Origin of the sequence: Microbacterium sp. S308A+ (genome assembly GCF_049800815.1) — a bacterium.
GTDB lineage: Bacteria > Actinomycetota > Actinomycetes > Actinomycetales > Microbacteriaceae > Microbacterium.
Genome location: NZ_JBNAFT010000002.1, coordinates 78083 through 94665 on the forward strand (window position 1 = coordinate 78083; position 16583 = coordinate 94665).

Below are 16583 nucleotides of genomic sequence, written 5' to 3' on the forward strand. Positions count from 1 at the left end.
CTGGAGACGGCGGGGCTGCAGCACGGGCTCCTGGCTGGTTCGCGTGGTGACCCTGGACCCGTTAGGATGGCATGACGCGTTCGGCCTTGGGCTGGACGCGGGGAGACGTCGCATAGTCAGGCCTAGTGCACCACCCTGCTAAGGTGGAGTCCCCTCACGGGGACCGAGGGTTCAAATCCCTCCGTCTCCGCCAGGAGAGAAGGCCCTCGATCCCTTACGAGAGTAAGTGTCGGGGGCCTTCTGGTGTTCTTGGGAAGCGGCCTCTGCTCACACTTTGCCCGCGTCCGCTGCGACGCCCCGTTCGCTGAGCCGCTCGGCAGCGTCATCGAGGTCTTCGTCGAATAAGTCGGCGTAGGTGTCGAGCGTCATGGCGGCGGACTTGTGGTCGAGCATCCGCTGCTTGACACCGCACGAGGGCCTTGCATCCTTCTTGCCGGAGGGTGCGGGGTCTCTTCCTCGTTCGCGCTTGTTCGCGTGTGTCCCCAAAAAGGGGGTACGCGTGTTTCGTGGTCACATGTAACATTCTGGATACTGTCCAACAAGTGGGATCGGGGAAGTGGTGGAGGTGATCGCGAGACCGGGCTCGGCTGTGGTGGCTGGTGTGGTGGTGTTGGTGGCGGCCAGTGTTCTGCATGCTGTTCCCGCGGCGGCGGATGGCGACGGGATTACCGTCGACCAGCACGCCCAGCGGGTGATGATCGATACCGTGGTGGGTGCGCAGGTGTCGATCGAGCTTCCCGGGGATGCCACGTCGGGGACCATTGATACCAGTTCGGTTCCCGCATCTCTGTTCCGCGGAGAAGGAGCCCCGCTGTTGTCCACTCGGGAGCAGGGTTCGACGGTGAGCAGTTTCGCGACCGGTGACGGAGTGCAGACTCTCATCCAGATTCCTGGTGCTTCCGCGCCGAAGGAGTACAGGTTTCCGCTGAACCTCCCCGAGGGTGGGCAGGCTGCGTTGTTCGGCGATGGGTCCGTGATCATCTCGGACGCCACCGGCCAAGCGGTCGGTGGGTTCCGTGCCCCGTGGGCGGTCGATGCGCAGGGCGCGTCGGTGCCAACGACCTTCCGCCTCGATGGAGACGATCTGGTCCAGACCGTCGAGTTCACGGCGGACACAGCCTTCCCCGTTACCGCCGACCCGGACTGGGGCAGTGAGTGGTGGGGGTGGTACAGCCAGTACACGCGCTCCGAGACGCAGTATCTCGCGAACTTGATCAATGGCAACGCTGGGATAACAGCCCTGGTCGGGGCGGCGTGCGGTTTTATTCCTGGTGGCATCCCCACCGCGGCATGTGGTCTCGCCGTCGCATCCTTCGCCTTCAAATTTCTCGACCCGGTGAATCAAGCTGCAAGCTCCGGTCGCTGCGTCGCGCTCAACCTCCCCTGGGCCGCGATCTCTCAGCCCGGTATCTTCCCGCCCAACGTCACCGTCGTCGGCTGCAGGAGGTAACAGATGAAATGGCTGCGACGATTCCTGGTAGGGCTCCCACTGTCACTGATCATTCTGCTCATTCCCGCCTTCAGTAGCCTGCCCTTCACCTACTGGAATGTCATCGGAGCGGTCCTCGCGATGGTGTTCTGGCTAGTCAGCCAGGAGGTGTACGAGCGGCGAGCTCGAAAGTCGGCAGACGGACCCCATCGGCCATAGCAAGCAGGACCCCGCACTCTCCTCTGGGTATCCCCGCGGGGCGGGGAGGGCTCGGTGGTGAAGAGCCGGTTGGGGTTGGCGAGGATCTCCGTCCGTGTCCTCTGCCTCGATCGCCTCCAGCCCGTCACGTCCTCAACGCCCTCTAGCCGCAGCCGTGAAGACGAGTTCGGGAGGCTCTTCGATAGAGGAACCGGTCGCCAAGTGCGCCGCGACCGGTCTCCGCAAGCCTGAGTAGCTGCCCACGTTCTGCCCACGGGGATCCTGGATTCGATCGGGGCTCGGTGGTCTTGAATGGGGGTCAATGGGTGCGAGATTCCGCTGATCCCGCACCGTCCTGCGGGTGCGGATAGGGTTCAAATCCCTCCGCCTCCGCCAGTGTGTTCATGGCGGGGATCGGTGTCCTCGTGTGGACGCAAACCCCCACTGGCTTCACCTGCGCGTTCGGAGGCAGACGATCCCAGGTGCGCAGGCGTTCACTTCCCGATGCGCACCCACGGTGCGCCGTTGTCGTCGCCGATCTCGACCTCGTGGTCTCCGATCGTCACTCGCTCGACGGGGCCGTGCAGCAGTCGCGTGACCTCTTCGCGGTCGGCTGTTTCGGGATAGACCTTGGAGAGGACGCACGCCAGGCCATCGGCGGAGACGCCGGCGTCGACAAGGAGCTCGTTCCGGGTGAAGGCGAACCCTGCTCCCTTGCCGCCGCAGTTCTTTGCGACGATGTCCAGATCCGGCTTCGTTCCGCACCCGACGAGAGCGAAGAGGGCAAGAGCGGTGACAGCGGCGGCCAGGAACCTCACGGGATTCGAGCCTAGCGAGGCATCGGCGGCGTTGTCTGTGAGGACGCTCCCCGGCGTCCGCGGAGACACGGGTGCCGCATTGATGCTGACCGGGCGTTACTGAGGCATCGAGGAGTCTGTAGGGGGCGAAGCCGTCACGCTTCGACAGGTTCCCCTTTGACTAAGGCAAGGCTAGCCTAATTCTTGACCCGTGACGGCGGGTCGGAAAGGATGGCTCATCTCATGGCCAGTGCACCCTCCGCCCTCCGAGATCATTTCCTCCTCGCGGGGGTGACCAGCGATGCCCCGTTCCTCGGGCGGCTGCTCGCGGCGCTCCCCGACGACGGCTTCGGGCAGGTCCTCATCGAGGGCACGGGGCCGTCCGCCCTCCGGGGCTGGCCGGGGCCGGCGGGGATCAGCGCGCACTGGGTCCGCCAGGACCTGGTGCCCGCTCGCGACGGCCGGCTGCCGGGGCCGGGCGCGGTGCTCGCGGACGCGGTCCGTGCCTGGGCGGCGGAGTGGCTCCCGGAGCCGGGAACTGCCCGGCCGCTGCCCTACACCGTCTGGATCGGCGGTGCGGGATGCCCGCCGATGGACGACCTCTGCCGTGAGCTTCTCCGCGACCATCCTTGGCTGCATCTGCACCATCCGGCCGGCCTCTCCGCCCCGGGGCGCTAGACGCCCTGCTCTCCTCGCCCGCGTCCTTCTGTGCGCGGCCGCCGTCTTCCCCCTGGGCGACCTCTGGGCGCGCGAAGGATGACCTGCGAGGATGTGCACATGCCTACCCCCGTCGAGACGACCCTCCCCGAGGACCCCGCGCCGCCGCAGGGCGTCCCGCTGACCGCGGCGCAGGTCGCCGAACGCGTGGCGCGAGGAGAGGCCAACGTCGTCGAGCAGCACACGAGCCGCAGCTTCGGCGAGATCTTCCGTGCCAACGCGTTCACTCGCGTGAATGCGATCTACTTCGTGCTCTTCCTGCTGATCCTCGGCACCGGCTACCTCATCGACGGGCTGTTCGCCCTGCTCATCGTGGTCAACAGCGTCGTCGGGATGGTGCAGGAGGTCCGCGCCAAGCGTACGCTCGATCGTCTTGCGCTGCTCAGCAAGGCCCCGGCGCGCGTGCAGCGTGCCGAAGGCGAGCGTGAGATCCCGGTCGAGGAGATCGTGCGAGACGACGTCGTCCTCGTCGCCTCGGGCGACCAGATCCCGGTCGACGGCGTGGTGATCGACGCGATCGGGCTCGAGGTGGACGAGTCGCTGCTGACCGGCGAGTCGGAGCCGGTGCTGGGGCGGCCGGGCTCGGCGGTCATGTCGGGCAGCTTCGTGGCCGCAGGGTCCGCCCGTTTCCAGGCGACAGCGGTCGGCGAGCACGCCTATGCCAGCAAGCTCGCGAAAGAGGCGGCGCAGTTCCGCAAGCCGCCTTCGCAACTGCGCGCGGGGATCGACACGATCCTCAAATACGTCACCTGGCTGATGATCCCGGTCGGGGTGCTCTCGATCGTGAACCAGATCTGGGGGAACCAGCAGGACTGGCGTGACGCGGTCCGCGGCCTCGTCGCCGCCCTCGTGCCGATGGTGCCCGAAGGGCTCGTGCTGATGACGAGCGTCGCGATGGCGGTCGGCGTCGTGCGGCTCGGCCGTCGCAACTGCCTCGTCCAGGACCTTCCCGCGATCGAGCAGCTCGCCCGGGTGGACGTGGTGTGCACGGACAAGACGGGGACGCTTACCGAGGACGGCATGCGGGTCGGCCGGATCGAGCCGTCGCCGGGGAGCGATCAGAGCGAGATCGATGCGGTCCTCGCCACGATCGGGCGGGCTGAGGGCAAGCCGAACAGCAGCATGGCGGCGATCCTCGAGCACGTGGGGGACATCTCGGCGTTGCCCCCGGCCCGGTCGATCGCGTTCTCCTCCGCCCGCAAATGGGCCGCGGTGCAGCTCGGCACCGGTGGCTCCTGGGTGCTCGGCGCCCCTGACATCCTTCTCGCAGAGGGGGACGCCGCCCGCGGGCGCGCGGACGACCTCGCCGTGGAGGGGCTCCGTGTGCTCGCGCTCGCCCGCACCGACGCGGCGCTCCCGGCCGACGGGCTCCCGGCCGACCTGACGCCCGCCGCGCTCGTCGTGCTCGACCAGCGCCTGCGGGAGGAGGCGCCCGGCGCGATCGCCTACTTCGCTGAGCAGGGCGTGGACATCAAGGTCATCTCGGGCGACAACTCGGCCGCCGTGGGAGCGATCGCCGCGTCCGTCGGAGTGCCCAACGGCCGCGCGGCGGTCGATGCGCGCACGCTCGACCCGGACCGCCCTGAGTTCGGCGACGAGGTGCGCGGCCACTCGTCGTTCGGGCGCGTGACGCCTTCGCAGAAGCGGGCGATGGTCCATTCCCTGCAGGGCGACGGCCGCGTCGTCGCGATGACGGGCGACGGCGTGAACGACGTGCTCGCGCTCAAGGACTCCGACGTCGGGGTCGCGATGGGCTCCGGATCGCCGGCCGCGCGCGCGGTGTCGCGGATCGTGCTCCTGGACAACTCCTTCGCCACCCTGCCCCATGTCGTGGCCGAGGGGCGACGGGTGATCGGCAACATCGAGCGCGTGGCGACGCTGTTCCTCACCAAGACCCTCTACTCGATCCTGCTCGCGTTCCTCGTCGCGGTGACGGCGGTGCCGTTCCCGTTCCTGCCGCGTCACGTGACCCTCATCGCCTGGTTCACGATCGGGATCCCCGCCTTCTTCCTCGCACTCGCCCCCAATGCGGCGCGAGCGGAGGACGGCTTCGTGCGGCGGGTGCTCGACGCGGCGGTGCCCGGAGGCATCGGGGCCGCCGTCGCCTCCTACGGCGCCTATCTCACCGCACGTGCGACCTTCGGCACCGAGCATGCGGAGCGCGTCCTCAATGCCTCGACGGCGTTCCTGGCGCTCGTGATCGTCGCGTTCTTCGTGTTGTTCACGGTCGCCCGTCCCTACCGTCCGTGGAAGGTCCTGCTCGTGGGTCTGATGCTCGGCGGCATGCTCACCGTGATCCTGACCCCCCTGGGTGGGCGTGTGTTCGACGTCGACCTGCACGACGGGCGTGCGGTGCTGATCGCCTGCGCGTTCGGTCTCGCCGGGATCGGCGTTCGCTTCCTCGTCCGTGCGCTCATGCACGCGGGGCGTCGGATGCTGGAGAGGCGCAGGTCCGTGTCTCGCGCCCGCGGCTGAGCCGACCGCATCCCGGACGGGCGGCGCGCGGACGGCGGCACCGCCCCGTCGGCATCGCCGCCATGACCGTTGCATCCGCGGGACCGACTTACGTTAGGCTACCCTTACTAGCAAGGGAGCCTGATGGCGAAGCGAGGATTCCAGGGAGCGGTGCTGCGCGGATTCGGCGCCCGCGATCATACGGTGACGGTGATCGGCTCCGAACTGCTGGCGCCACGGTTCCTCCGGGTCCGGTTCTCGACCAGGACGCTGTTCGAGGACGCGGTGGCGGGGCCGACCGCATGGCTGCGCTTCTGGTTCCCCGATCCCGAGGGCGGCGACGCCGAGCACCAGCGCGCCTACACGGTCACCGAGCTCGACGAGGAGGCCGGCACCTTCGCGGTCGACGTCGTCCTGCACGAACCCGCCGGACCCGCCTCCGCCTGGGCCGCCTCGGCGAAGCCGGGCGCGACGATCGCGGTCACCTCGCTCGGATCCACCCCGTTCGAGCTCCCGGACGAGCTTCCCGCCGGGTACCTGCTCATCGGCGACTCCGCATCGATCCCGGCCATCGGGGGGATCATCCGCACCGTGCCGGACGACGTCCCGATCGAGCTCTACCTCGAACAGCACGAGGCGGCCGATCTGCTGATCCCGCTTCCCCCGCATCCCCGGCTGCGCACGCACTGGATCCCGCGAAGGGGAGCCGTATCGCTCGCTGCTGCGCTGGAGGAACGGGACTGGTCGGACTGGTACGCGTGGGTGGCGCCGGAATCAGGGTCGCTGAAGCATCTCCGGGCACGGCTGCGCGACGATTTCGGTTTTCCCAAGTCCGAGCTGCATCTGCAGGCCTACTGGTACTACGGCCGCGCCATGGGCAAGCTCCGGGCGCGCCCCGAACCGGAGCCGTCGGAGCAGGACGAGCACTCCGCCGACACGTTCGGCGTCACCGGCGAGGCCGTGCCGGCGGTGACGCCGGCGCGCGTCCCCGCTGGCACGGGGGCCTCCGGCCCAGGGCGCGCCGGCACGCCAGGGCCGCCCGTCGTGCCGAGCACGGCGGGCACCTGGCGTGCCAGGGCGGCGGGCCGGCTCCTGGCCCCGCTGCGGCCGGCGCTGACCGTCGCCGGCGTCGTGCAGGCGATCGTCACGCTCGTCCAGCTCGCCCCCTTCCTCCTCCTGGCGGAGCTCGCCCGTCTGCTCCTCACAGGTGCGGAGCCGTCGAGGCTGTGGACCGTGGGCTTCTGGGCTCTCTGCCTCATGGGCGCCGGCGCACTGCTCTCCTCCCTCCTGCTCCTCTGGCTGCATGCGGTGGACGCGCGATTCGAGCGCGATGTGCGGCAGCGACTCCTCCGCAAGCTCGCGCGGCTTCCGCTCGGCTGGTTCGACGCCCGTTCCTCCGGACAGGTCAAACAGCTCGTGCAGGACGACACGCTCGCGCTGCACTACCTCGTGACCCACGCCGTGCCGGACGCGGTTGCCGCCGTCGTCGCCCCGACGGCGGTGCTCGTGTACCTCTTCGCGGTGGACGCGCGCATCGCCCTGCTGCTGTTGGTCCCGGTGCTCGTCTACGTGCTCACGATGGCGGTGATGGTCGTGCAGTCCGGTCCGCGCACCACGCAGGCGCAGCGCTGGGCGGAACGGATGAACGTCGAGGCGGGCGCGTACCTGGAAGGACAGCCGGTCATCCGCGTCTTCGGCGGCGCCGCGGCCTCGGGTTTCCATGCACGCCTGCGAGAGTACGTCGCGTTCCTCGACGACTGGCAGCGTCCCTTCACCCGGCAGAAGACCGTGATGGATCTCGTCACCCGCCCGGCCACCTTCCTGCTCCTGATCGTCGTCGCCGGCTCCGGACTGATCGCCGGAGGCGCGATGGACCCGGCCTCGCTCCTGCCCTTCCTCCTGCTCGGGACGACCTTCGGCGCACGGTTGCTCGGGGTGGGCTACGGGCTCTCCGGCCTCCGGGCGGGGCTCCTCGCCGCGCGCCGGGTCCAGGTGACGCTCGACGAGACGGAGCTCGACATCCTGGACGAGGCAGGGGCGACGTCGTCCCCGTCTCCGCCCGCCGTCGTCGAGTTCGACCATGTGACGTTCGCCTACCGCACGGGTGTTCCTGTGCTGCAGGACGTGTCGCTGCGGCTCGAGCCGGGGACGGTCACCGCGCTGGTCGGCTCCTCGGGGTCGGGCAAGTCCACGATGGCCGCGCTCCTCGCCCGGTTCCACGACGTCGGCGAGGGCGCGATCCGCGTAGGAGGGCGCGATCTGCGCACGCTCTCGGCCGACGAGCTCTACACCGCGGTGGGATTCGTCTTCCAGCAGACGCAGCTCGTACAGGGGACGGTGCACGACAACATCGCGCTCGCGGTCCCCGGCGCGCCGCGGGCGCGTGTAGAGCAGGCCGCGAAGGACGCGCAGATCCACGAGCGGGTCCTCCGCATGCCTGGGGGATACGACACGGTGCTCGGCCCCGACGCCGCCCTCTCCGGCGGCGAGCGGCAGCGCCTGACGATCGCGAGAGCGATCCTCGCCGACACCCCCGTCCTGGTCCTCGACGAGGCGACGGCCTTCGCCGATCCCGAGTCCGAGCATCTCGTGCAGCGGGCGCTGACGCGCCTGGCCGCCGGACGCACCGTGCTCGTGATCGCGCATCGGCTGCGGACCGTGACGGGCGCCGACCGGATCGTCGTCCTGGACGAGGGGAGGATCGCGGAGAGCGGCCGCCACGAGGAGCTGCTGGCCCTGGACGGGCGCTATCGCGCGCTCTGGGATGCGGGGGCCGCCGCGGAGACTCCCGCCGGGGCGGCCGCGGGCACGGCGAAGGAGGGCAGGCGATGATCCGCACGGTGCGCGCTCTGCTTCCCGCCGGGAGCCGCGGCCGGGTCGCCGTCCTGCTCGTCCTCGTCGTGACGGGGGTGGTGCTGCGAGCGGCGGGAGCCGTGGTCCTCGTTCCTCTGCTCGGCGCGCTCTTCGGCGACGCCCCCGCCACCGCCTGGCCTTGGGTCGGCGTCCTCGCCGCGCTCACCGCCGCAGGATGGGGCGTGGACGGGATCGCCGCCCGGGTCGGTTTCGACCTCGGCTTCGGCGTGCTCGACGCAGGACAGCGCGCCGTCGCCGATCGGGTCGCGCTGACGCGGCTCACCTGGTTCACCGCGGAGACGACCAGGACCACCCGGCAGGCGATCGCCGCGACAGGCCCCGACCTCGCCGGGCTGATCGTCTATCTCGTGACCCCTCTCCTGAGCGCCCTCCTGCTGCCGATCGCGATCGCGATCGCGCTGCTCCCGGTCTCCTGGCCGTTGGCGCTCGCCGCGTTGGCCGGGGTGCCGGTCCTCCTCGGCGCCTTCGCCGCGTCGGTGCGGATCGGTCGAGCAGCCGACCGCGAGGCGGCGGAGGCGAACGGCCTGCTCACCGAGCGGATCCTGGAGTTCGCCCGGACTCAGCATGCCCTGCGCGCCTCCCGGCGGGTGGAGCCTGAACGCAGCCACGTGGGCGAGGCCCTGGCGCGGCAGCACGGCGCCTCCGTTCGCCTGCTGCTCATGCAGGTGCCGGGGCAGCTCCTGTTCAGCGTGGCCAGTCAGCTCGCGCTGGTGCTACTGGCCGGGACGGTGGTCGCCCTCACCGTCGGCGGTCAGCTCACCGCCGCGCAGGCAGTGGCCCTGATCGTCGTGGTGGTCCGCTACCTCGAGCCGTTCACGGCGCTCGCCGAGCTCAGCGTCGGTGTGGAGGGGACGATGCAGACGCTGCAGCGGATCCGTGCCGTGCTCGCGGCCCCGGCGGTCGAGGAGGGGGCGTCCGCCCGCACGACGGCGGGACACGCCGGCCCTGGCCGCGTCGAGCTGCGCGGAGTGGGCTTCCGCTACCACGCGGACGAGGCCCCGGTGCTGGACGAGGTGGACCTCACGCTCGAACCGGGCACGACCACCGCCGTCGTAGGTCCGTCGGGGTCGGGGAAGTCGACCCTCCTCGCCCTTCTCGCCGGGCTGCATGCGCCGACCGCCGGCAGCGTCCTCGTCGACGGCCTCGACGTCGCCGCTCTCACGACCGATGCCCGGCGGGGGCTGGTGAGCATGGTCTTCCAGAGTCCGTATCTCTTCGATGGGACCGTGCTCGAGAACGTGCGAGCAGGCGACCCGACGGCCAGCCGGGACGCCGTCGATGCCGTGATGGTCCGTGCGCGGGCGAACGGGTTCGTCGATCGTCTTCCCGAGGGCGGGGAGACCCGGGTCGGCGAGGCCGGCTCGGCCCTGTCGGGAGGGGAACGGCAGCGGCTGTCGATCGCCAGGGCGCTGCTCAAACCCGCGCCTGTCCTGCTCGTGGACGAGGGGACCAGCGCGTTGGACACCGAGAACGAGGCGGCCGTGACCGCTGCGCTCGCGGACGGAGCCGGTTCGCGCACCCGGGTGATCGTCGCCCACCGTCTCGCGAGCATCCGTCTCGCCGACCGGGTCGTGTTCCTCGAGGAGGGGCGGATCGTCGAGGACGGCACGATCGCGGAACTGCGCGAGGCGGGCGGGCGCTTCGCGGCGTACTGGCGGGAGCAGCACGAGGCGGCGGGCTGGCGTCTGGGCGGGAAGGCCTGACGTCGTCGTTCGCCGATCCAGGCATCCCTTGGCGGAGAGCCGGGAGAAGGCGGGCGTCGGCGCGGGTCGGCGATGCCACAATGGGGTCATGGCGGGGGTGGCGAACGAGCTCGAGTCCGCGCGGGTGGCGCGAGTCCTTCGGACCGAGATCCTGCACGGGGACCGTGCGCCGGGATCGCGGCTCGTCGAACGGGACGTCGCCGCTGAGCTCGACGTGAGCCGGCTGCCGGTGCGCGAGGCGATCCGGATGCTCGCGGCCGAGGGGGTGGTGATCTCGCGGCCTCGGTCGGGGGCGGTCGTACGGGAGTTCACGGCGAAGGACGTCCAGGACTTCGGCGAGGTGCGCGAGGCCGTCGAGACGTTGGTGTTCGTGCTCGCCGCCGAGCGCCATGATGCCGCCGGGCTCGCCCGTCTCCGCTCGGCGCTCGACGACGAGTTCGCCGGCGCCGAGGCAGGGGACGCGGCGCGAGCGCACGACGCCGCAGGGGAGTTCCATGTCATCGTCGCGCGCCTGGCGCAGAACTCCATGCTGGACGAGATCCTCCACGGGCTCGTCACGCGGCTGCGCTGGCTGTTCGGCCAGCACGACGACCTCCTCGCGATGGCGCGGGAGCATGAACGGCTTTACCGGGCCATCGCGCGGCGCGACACGGCGAAGCTCCGGCGGATCGTGCCCGAGCATCTCGCCGCGGGGCACCAGGAGGCGCTGCGACGGCTGGCCCTGCGGGACAGAGCGGTCGGCTGACCGGGCGGCGACGCGAATTCGACCCGGCCGGGCGGGGAGAAGCGGGTACCCTCGTCTGAAGAGGAGGTTGCGGTGGGACGGACTGCGGACGCTGTCGCCGAAGGTGTCGCCATCGCGACGTCCGCTGCGCGCCTCGTGGTGAAGAACCGGATCCTCGTGGGCACCATCGCTCAGGGCGAGTCGTTCGACGCCGGACGCTATGTGCAGGACGCGCGTGAAGCGCTCCTCGTGCTGGCCGCCGAGTCCGAGGAGGCGGCGCAGATGGCCGCCCGCCTCCGCAAGCGTGCACACGGCCGGTACTCGGACCCGGCGGGGACGCACGACTATCGCGATCGCGACGTGCGCAACCTCAAGCGGAGGGCCAAGCAGGCGACCGGCGTCGCTCAGCGGCTGCAGGCCATGGCGGAGGACGGGACGGCCCTGCGCGACCTCGTCGAGGAGGCCCGCCATGCCGCGTGGGGAGACGTCGCGGGGAATCTCCAGCGGCGGCTCCAGGTCGAGGGCATGCGCGCCGATCAGGATCCGGCCTACGAGACCATGCGCGAGGCGCGAATGCAGGCCCTCCGACTCGTCGATCTCCAGGCGCTGGCCTCCGAGCAGCGTGCCCGGCGGAAGAGGGCCGAGAAGGCCGAGCGTGCGGTGGGGAAGGAGTCGGCCAGGGACGAGAGACGCGAACGGAAGACGAGGTAGCCCGCGATCGGGCGCTCTCCCCGACGGCGTCTGTGGCGGTCGCTGCGGATTCGCGTTGGACTCGGCTCTGGGGTATTGTTGACCAGGCCCGCGCGAGCGGGCAACGCGCCTCTAGCTCAATGGATAGAGCATCTGACTACGGATCAGAAGGTTGGGGGTTCGAGTCCCTCGAGGCGCGCACTGTGTTGAGACAGTAGACCGGCCCCCGTCGCATCAGCGGCGGGGGCTTCGTCGTCACCGGCGGCATCCCCCCGTTATGTGGATCCCCATACGCGCGTGTGCCGTCGTGGCGGGGCACGCGTGCGCCGCGCCGAGAGCGATCCCGAGGCTGTGCCAGAATCAACAGCCTTCGCGCCATCGATCGAGGCGCGAGAAGCTCAGATCTTGGGGGGGATCTTATGAAGGTTCATTCTGAGCGCCGGGGGTTCCGTGCGCTTGCCGGTGTCGTGACGGCACTCGTCCTGGGGACGGGTGCTGCCGTTGTCGGAGCGTCCGTCGCGCAGGCGTCGGAGGTCGACGCGGTGTCTGCGGTGACGTCGACGCCGCCGTCTGTGCTCGTCGGGCAGTCCATCTCGGTGGGTGTCGAGTTCGCAGTGCCTGACAGCGCCAAGGCCGGAGATGTCGTGACCATCGCACTCAGCGAGCACGTCGAGGGGCAGCGAGGCACGTTCCCGGTGAGCGACCGTGGCGGCCTCAAGATCGCCGACTGCACGGTGTCCGAGGCTGCCGTGAGCTGCGTCTTCACCCAATATGTGAGCGAACGGGGTGACGTGAAGGGCTCGTTCGCCTTCCCCGTCATCGCGCGGTCGCTCACCGCCGGCGCAGGCCTGGACTGGCGGACAGGATCGGGCAAGACACTGCACACCGACACGCAGATCGTCGATCGCGAGGGCGGCCTCCCCTCGGAGCTCTACAAGGGCTACTCCATCGCCACTGACGGGTCGATCGTCTACTACTACGGGATCCCGGGCGACCAGCTCATCGCCGCGGGGCTCAGCGCCACGGACACGTACGACCCGCGGCTGATCCTGCAGCGCGACAGCATCAACGTCGTCACCCGCGAGCGCGACCCCAACACCGGTCAGGTCTTCCCGCGCACGGTCGACCCTTCGCAGTACACCGCTGTGTTCGACGACGCGACTCGGTCCTTCACCGTGACGTTCGTCGCGGACGCGATCGCGAACAGGCCGGATCAGGCGTACTGGGTCAACTACACGATGGTCCCGGACGACTCGGTCGTGAGCGGCACGGTCTTGGAGAACAAGGTCGTCGCCGGCGACCAGGAGGCCAGCCTCACCGTCGTCTACAACGGCACGGGCGGCGGCGGCGCCGGGGTGCTCGGCGTGGCCTCGTGGAACAAGGAGGACGAGAAGGGCAAGTCCCTCGCCGGGGCGGAGTTCCGTCTCCAGGGTCCGCGAGGGTTCGACAAGACCATCGTCGACAACGGTCCTCTCGACCAGGATCCTGCGGCGGGGAGGCTCAGCGTCAAGGGCCTTCCGAAGGGGGAGTACACGCTGACGGAGACGAAGGCGCCCGCCGGGTACGACCGGACCAGGAAGTCCTTTACGGTGACCCTCGCCTCCGGCGGGATGACCCAGTCGTTCGGTGACGTGATCAACGTGAAGTCGACGCCGACGCCGACGCCCACTCCGACCCCGACGCCGACGCCGACGCCCACGCCGACTCCGACCCCGACGCCGGTCTCGACTCCGACGCCGACCCCCGCACAGATCCCGGTGCCGAAGTCGTTGCCGATCGTCGCCGGCTAGGTCGATTCGAGTCGATGACACGGTTGTGGCGCCTGTTCCCGGGCGCCACAACCGATGTCTGCACGTTTCTCAGGGGGGCAGGATGAAACGTCTGAGCAAGCGCGTCGCGCTGGTCCTTGGGGCCGGGGTGATCGCTGCGGGAACATTGGCGACGGTGCTGATCGTCGGGATGACATCTCGCCCCGACGAGGTCCAGCGGGACAGTCTGGCGGCCGCGACGCCCGACTCGTCGGCCCCGGAGCCCTCGGCCGACGCAGGCAGGCTCGCTTCTGCCGAGCTCGCGGAGGCACGGTATGACGCCGCGATCCCGGCGCTCCCCGCGGCCCCGGCGGACATCGACCCGATGGCGGCGCTGATCGGGACCCTGTCTGTCGACGCGGTCGTGTCGGCCGAGCCCGGAGGCGTGCCGGTGGCCTTCCTCGCGGCGAAGAACTTTCTCGACGAGCCGACGACCGTCCTGGTCGTCGCCCACCGCGACGACGGGTGGAGCCAGGTCCTGACGCCGGCCCGCTCCTCGCGTCCTTCAGAGGATCCCGCGGCGCCGGCCCAGACCGCCGGCTGGATCCGCACGGACACGCTCGGCACGACAGCGCCGGTCTCCGAGCGGATCGTGATCGCGGTCGGAAGCCAGACCCTCTCCATCGTGGGCCGTGACGGGACGACACGGACATACCCGGTCGGTGTGGGCGCAGAGGACACGCCGACCCCGGTCGGTGTCACCGGCTATCTCCAGGCTCGCTATCTCGACCCTGCACAGGGACAGACCGAGCACCGGATCCAGCTGGCCAGCCTCCATTCGACGGCGTCGGACGAGCCGTTCGGCGGTACCGACGGCGGTCTGATCGGGATCCACTACAACACGACGAACACCGGTGCGGTGAGCCACGGATGCCTCCGGCTCGACGCCGAGGGGATCTCAGCCGTCGATGCGCTGCCGCTGGGCACCCCGGTCACGATCATCGAGTGAGCCGACCGTCGAAGGCGTCTCACGGCGCGCCCCTCGTCGCGGCCGTCCTCCCCAGCAGACGGCGTAGCCTGGAGAGGTGACAGCGTACGTCTCGGCTTTCGACCTCTTCTCCATCGGCGTCGGGCCGTCGAGCTCCCATACCGTGGGGCCGATGAAGGCCGGTCTCGACTTCGTGTCGCGGCTGCGTGCGACCGGGTCGCTGGAGCGGACGTCGAAGGTCAGCTGCTCGCTCTACGGCTCGCTGGGCGCGACCGGGCTCGGCCATGGGACGCCGGATGCCGTCGTCGCGGGGCTGCGGGGTCTCTCGCCGGAGAGCTGCGACCCCGATGACGTGCGTCGCGCCTGGTCGGACTGGCCCGACGGCGCTCTTCTGGAGCTCGGCGGCACGCACCCCCTCGCGTTCTCGAAGGACGACATCTCCTTCGAGCCTCGGACCCGGCTCCCTGGGCACCCGAACGCCATGACGCTGCGTGCCTTCGGCGGCGACGGCGTCATCGCCGAAGAGACCTACTACTCGGTCGGCGGCGGTTTCATCCGCCGCGACGGAGAGGAGGCCCGGATCGGAGGGCAGGAGTTCCCCTTCGCCTACCGAGACGCGGCGACGCTCATCGGACTCTGCGACGAGCACGGGCTGACGATCGCCGAGCTGGCACGCCGCAACGAGATGTCGATCCGCTCCGAGGAGAAGATCGCAGCCGGACTCGACGCGATCTGGGACGCGATGTCGGGCTGTGTCGAGGCGGGCCTTCATGCCGAGGGGACGCTGCCCGGAATCCTCAAGGTCAAGCGCCGCGCCGCCGCGATCCGCGAACAGCTGGAGTCCTCCGAGGCGGACGGGCACCGCGAGCTCCCGGGGGAATGGCTCGGCGCCTTCGCGCTCGCCGTGAACGAGGAGAACGCGGCGGGCGGAAGGGTCGTGACGGCGCCCACGAACGGCGCAGCCGGGATCCTCCCCGCGGTCGCGATGTACTGGTGGCGTTTCCTCGCCGATTCGGGGCTCGGTGCCGGGAACGCCGTCACCCCGTATGGCGAGCTCGTCGGGAGCGCGCTGCTCGGGTTCGACGGGTCGCCGGTGGATGTCGCGCACATCGACGATGCGGACACCGCAGAGGCGAATCGTCGTCGAGGCATCCGACGCTTCCTCCTCACCGCCACGGCTCTCGGATCGCTCTTCAAGGCGAACGCGTCGATCTCCGGTGCCGAGGGCGGCTGCCAGGCGGAGGTGGGCTCGGCGTGCGCGATGGCCGCGGGCGGCCTCACCGCCGTCATGGGCGGCACCAACCGTCAGATCGAGAACGCCGCCGAGATCGCGATGGAGCACCACCTCGGCCTGACCTGCGATCCGATCGGCGGTCTCGTGCAGATCCCGTGCATCGAGCGGAACGCGATCGCGGCGTCGACCGCGGTGACGGCGGCCCGCCTCGCTCTGCGCGGCGATGGCTCACACTACGTCTCGCTCGACGCGGTCGTCGAGACCATGCGGCAGACCGGCCTCGACATGTCGACCAAGTACAAGGAGACGAGCGAGGGCGGTCTCGCAGTGAACGTCATCGAGTGCTGAGGGCGCTGTGGCGGAGGGGGCGTGTCCGGGCTAGCCCTCGCGGAGCTTGCGGGTGAGGTCGCGGAGCTGACGCTGCTCCTCCGGAGTGAGCGGCGCCATCTTCTCGGCGATCGTGCGGGCGTGCACGGTGGCGAGCTGGCGGAACATCCGCACGCCCTCGTCCGTGGCGTGGATCACCGCGCCGCGGCCGTCGCTGGGGTCGGCGCCCTTCGTCAGCAGCCCTCTCGCGACCATCCGGTCGACGAGGCGCGAGACGCTGGGCTGGCTGATGAGCATGTTCGCGGTGATCTCACGCAAGCGCACGGTGCGTTCACCGCAGCGGGTGACGGTGAGGAGCACGTCATACTCGGCCGTGCTGAGTCCGGCGCCGTCGAAGTCCGCGGACATGCCGGTGAAGATCTCATGCTGGGCGCGGAAGAGGCTCTCCCACGCCTCGACGGCCAGCTTGCGATCGTTCATCCCCTCAGCGTACCGGGCGGCGCCGACGGGGCGCTGGAGCTCTCCCGTACGCAGTAAGGGCCGGTCGGAGAGGCTTCCGGCCGGCCCTTGTCCCTTGCACCAAGAGTGTCCTGCAATCACATGCGATGGACGCCACAGCAAAACATCCACCGTTCCCCGACTATATAACGGCGAGGTAACGAAAGCAACGGTTTGGTCACGGCTCGGCGGGCGACGAGAA

Annotated in this window: 13 protein-coding genes and 2 tRNA genes; 12 read left to right on the forward strand and 3 right to left on the reverse strand. The window is 70.1% G+C overall.

The annotated features are described in order from the left end of the window. The first annotated feature begins 101 nt into the window (after positions 1–101). A tRNA-Ser gene (locus ACP15J_RS06170) sits at positions 102–193 on the forward strand. Between the two features lie 74 nt (positions 194–267). Here ACP15J_RS06170 and ACP15J_RS06175 read toward each other — a convergent pair. After that, positions 268–393 (reverse strand): hypothetical protein, encoded by a 126-nt coding sequence (locus ACP15J_RS06175; RefSeq protein WP_424936140.1) that lies wholly within the window; start codon positions 391–393, stop codon positions 268–270. Positions 394–556: 163 nt separating this feature from the next. Here ACP15J_RS06175 and ACP15J_RS06180 point away from each other — a divergent pair, with 163 nt between their 5' ends. Continuing rightward, a complete protein-coding gene (locus ACP15J_RS06180; protein ID WP_424936141.1) occupies positions 557–1450 on the forward strand; it encodes a hypothetical protein in 894 nt (297 codons plus the stop codon). Between the two features lie 671 nt (positions 1451–2121). Here ACP15J_RS06180 and ACP15J_RS06185 read toward each other — a convergent pair. Continuing rightward, positions 2122–2445 carry a hypothetical protein gene (locus ACP15J_RS06185; RefSeq protein ID WP_424936142.1) on the reverse strand — a complete coding sequence of 108 codons (324 nt, stop codon included), beginning with the start codon at positions 2443–2445 and terminating at the stop codon, positions 2122–2124. Positions 2446–2667: 222 nt separating this feature from the next. Here ACP15J_RS06185 and ACP15J_RS06190 point away from each other — a divergent pair, with 222 nt between their 5' ends. The 10 genes from ACP15J_RS06190 to ACP15J_RS06235 all read left to right on the forward strand — a co-directional run bounded on the left by ACP15J_RS06190 (position 2668) and on the right by ACP15J_RS06235 (position 15904). Further along, positions 2668–3102 (forward strand): SIP domain-containing protein, encoded by a 435-nt coding sequence (locus ACP15J_RS06190; protein WP_424936143.1) that lies wholly within the window; start codon positions 2668–2670, stop codon positions 3100–3102. Between the two features lie 99 nt (positions 3103–3201). Next, positions 3202–5616 (forward strand): HAD-IC family P-type ATPase, encoded by a 2415-nt coding sequence (locus ACP15J_RS06195; RefSeq protein ID WP_424936144.1) that lies wholly within the window; start codon positions 3202–3204, stop codon positions 5614–5616. 123 nt (positions 5617–5739) lie between these two features. Next, positions 5740–8427, forward strand: a complete 2688-nt coding sequence (locus ACP15J_RS06200; RefSeq protein WP_424936145.1) for an ABC transporter ATP-binding protein/permease — start codon at positions 5740–5742, stop codon at positions 8425–8427. Further along, on the forward strand, positions 8424–10172 hold the full coding sequence (locus ACP15J_RS06205; RefSeq protein ID WP_424936146.1) for an ABC transporter ATP-binding protein: 1749 nt from the start codon (positions 8424–8426) through the stop codon (positions 10170–10172). Before ACP15J_RS06200 ends, ACP15J_RS06205 begins: the two co-directional genes overlap by 4 nt. Before the next feature lie 88 nt (positions 10173–10260). Then, on the forward strand, positions 10261–10917 hold the full coding sequence (locus ACP15J_RS06210; protein ID WP_424936147.1) for a GntR family transcriptional regulator: 657 nt from the start codon (positions 10261–10263) through the stop codon (positions 10915–10917). A 72-nt stretch (positions 10918–10989) separates the two neighbouring features. Continuing rightward, positions 10990–11607, forward strand: coding sequence for a hypothetical protein (locus tag ACP15J_RS06215; RefSeq protein ID WP_424936148.1), 618 nt, complete (start codon positions 10990–10992; stop codon positions 11605–11607). Between the two features lie 105 nt (positions 11608–11712). Continuing rightward, positions 11713–11785 (forward strand) — tRNA-Arg (locus tag ACP15J_RS06220). A 220-nt stretch (positions 11786–12005) separates the two neighbouring features. After that, positions 12006–13376, forward strand: a complete 1371-nt coding sequence (locus ACP15J_RS06225) for a SpaA isopeptide-forming pilin-related protein (protein ID WP_424936149.1) — start codon at positions 12006–12008, stop codon at positions 13374–13376. Positions 13377–13458: 82 nt separating this feature from the next. Further along, a complete protein-coding gene (locus ACP15J_RS06230) occupies positions 13459–14343 on the forward strand; it encodes a L,D-transpeptidase (RefSeq protein ID WP_424936150.1) in 885 nt (294 codons plus the stop codon). A 76-nt stretch (positions 14344–14419) separates the two neighbouring features. Further along, positions 14420–15904, forward strand: coding sequence for an L-serine ammonia-lyase, iron-sulfur-dependent, subunit alpha (locus ACP15J_RS06235; RefSeq protein ID WP_424936151.1), 1485 nt, complete (start codon positions 14420–14422; stop codon positions 15902–15904). Positions 15905–15934: 30 nt separating this feature from the next. On the opposite strand, the gene ACP15J_RS06240 is transcribed toward ACP15J_RS06235, so the two are convergent. Then, the gene (locus ACP15J_RS06240; RefSeq protein WP_424936152.1) at positions 15935–16363 is read right to left on the reverse strand and encodes a MarR family winged helix-turn-helix transcriptional regulator; all 429 of its coding nucleotides are present in this window, start codon (positions 16361–16363) and stop codon (positions 15935–15937) included. Positions 16364–16583: the final 220 nt, after the last annotated feature.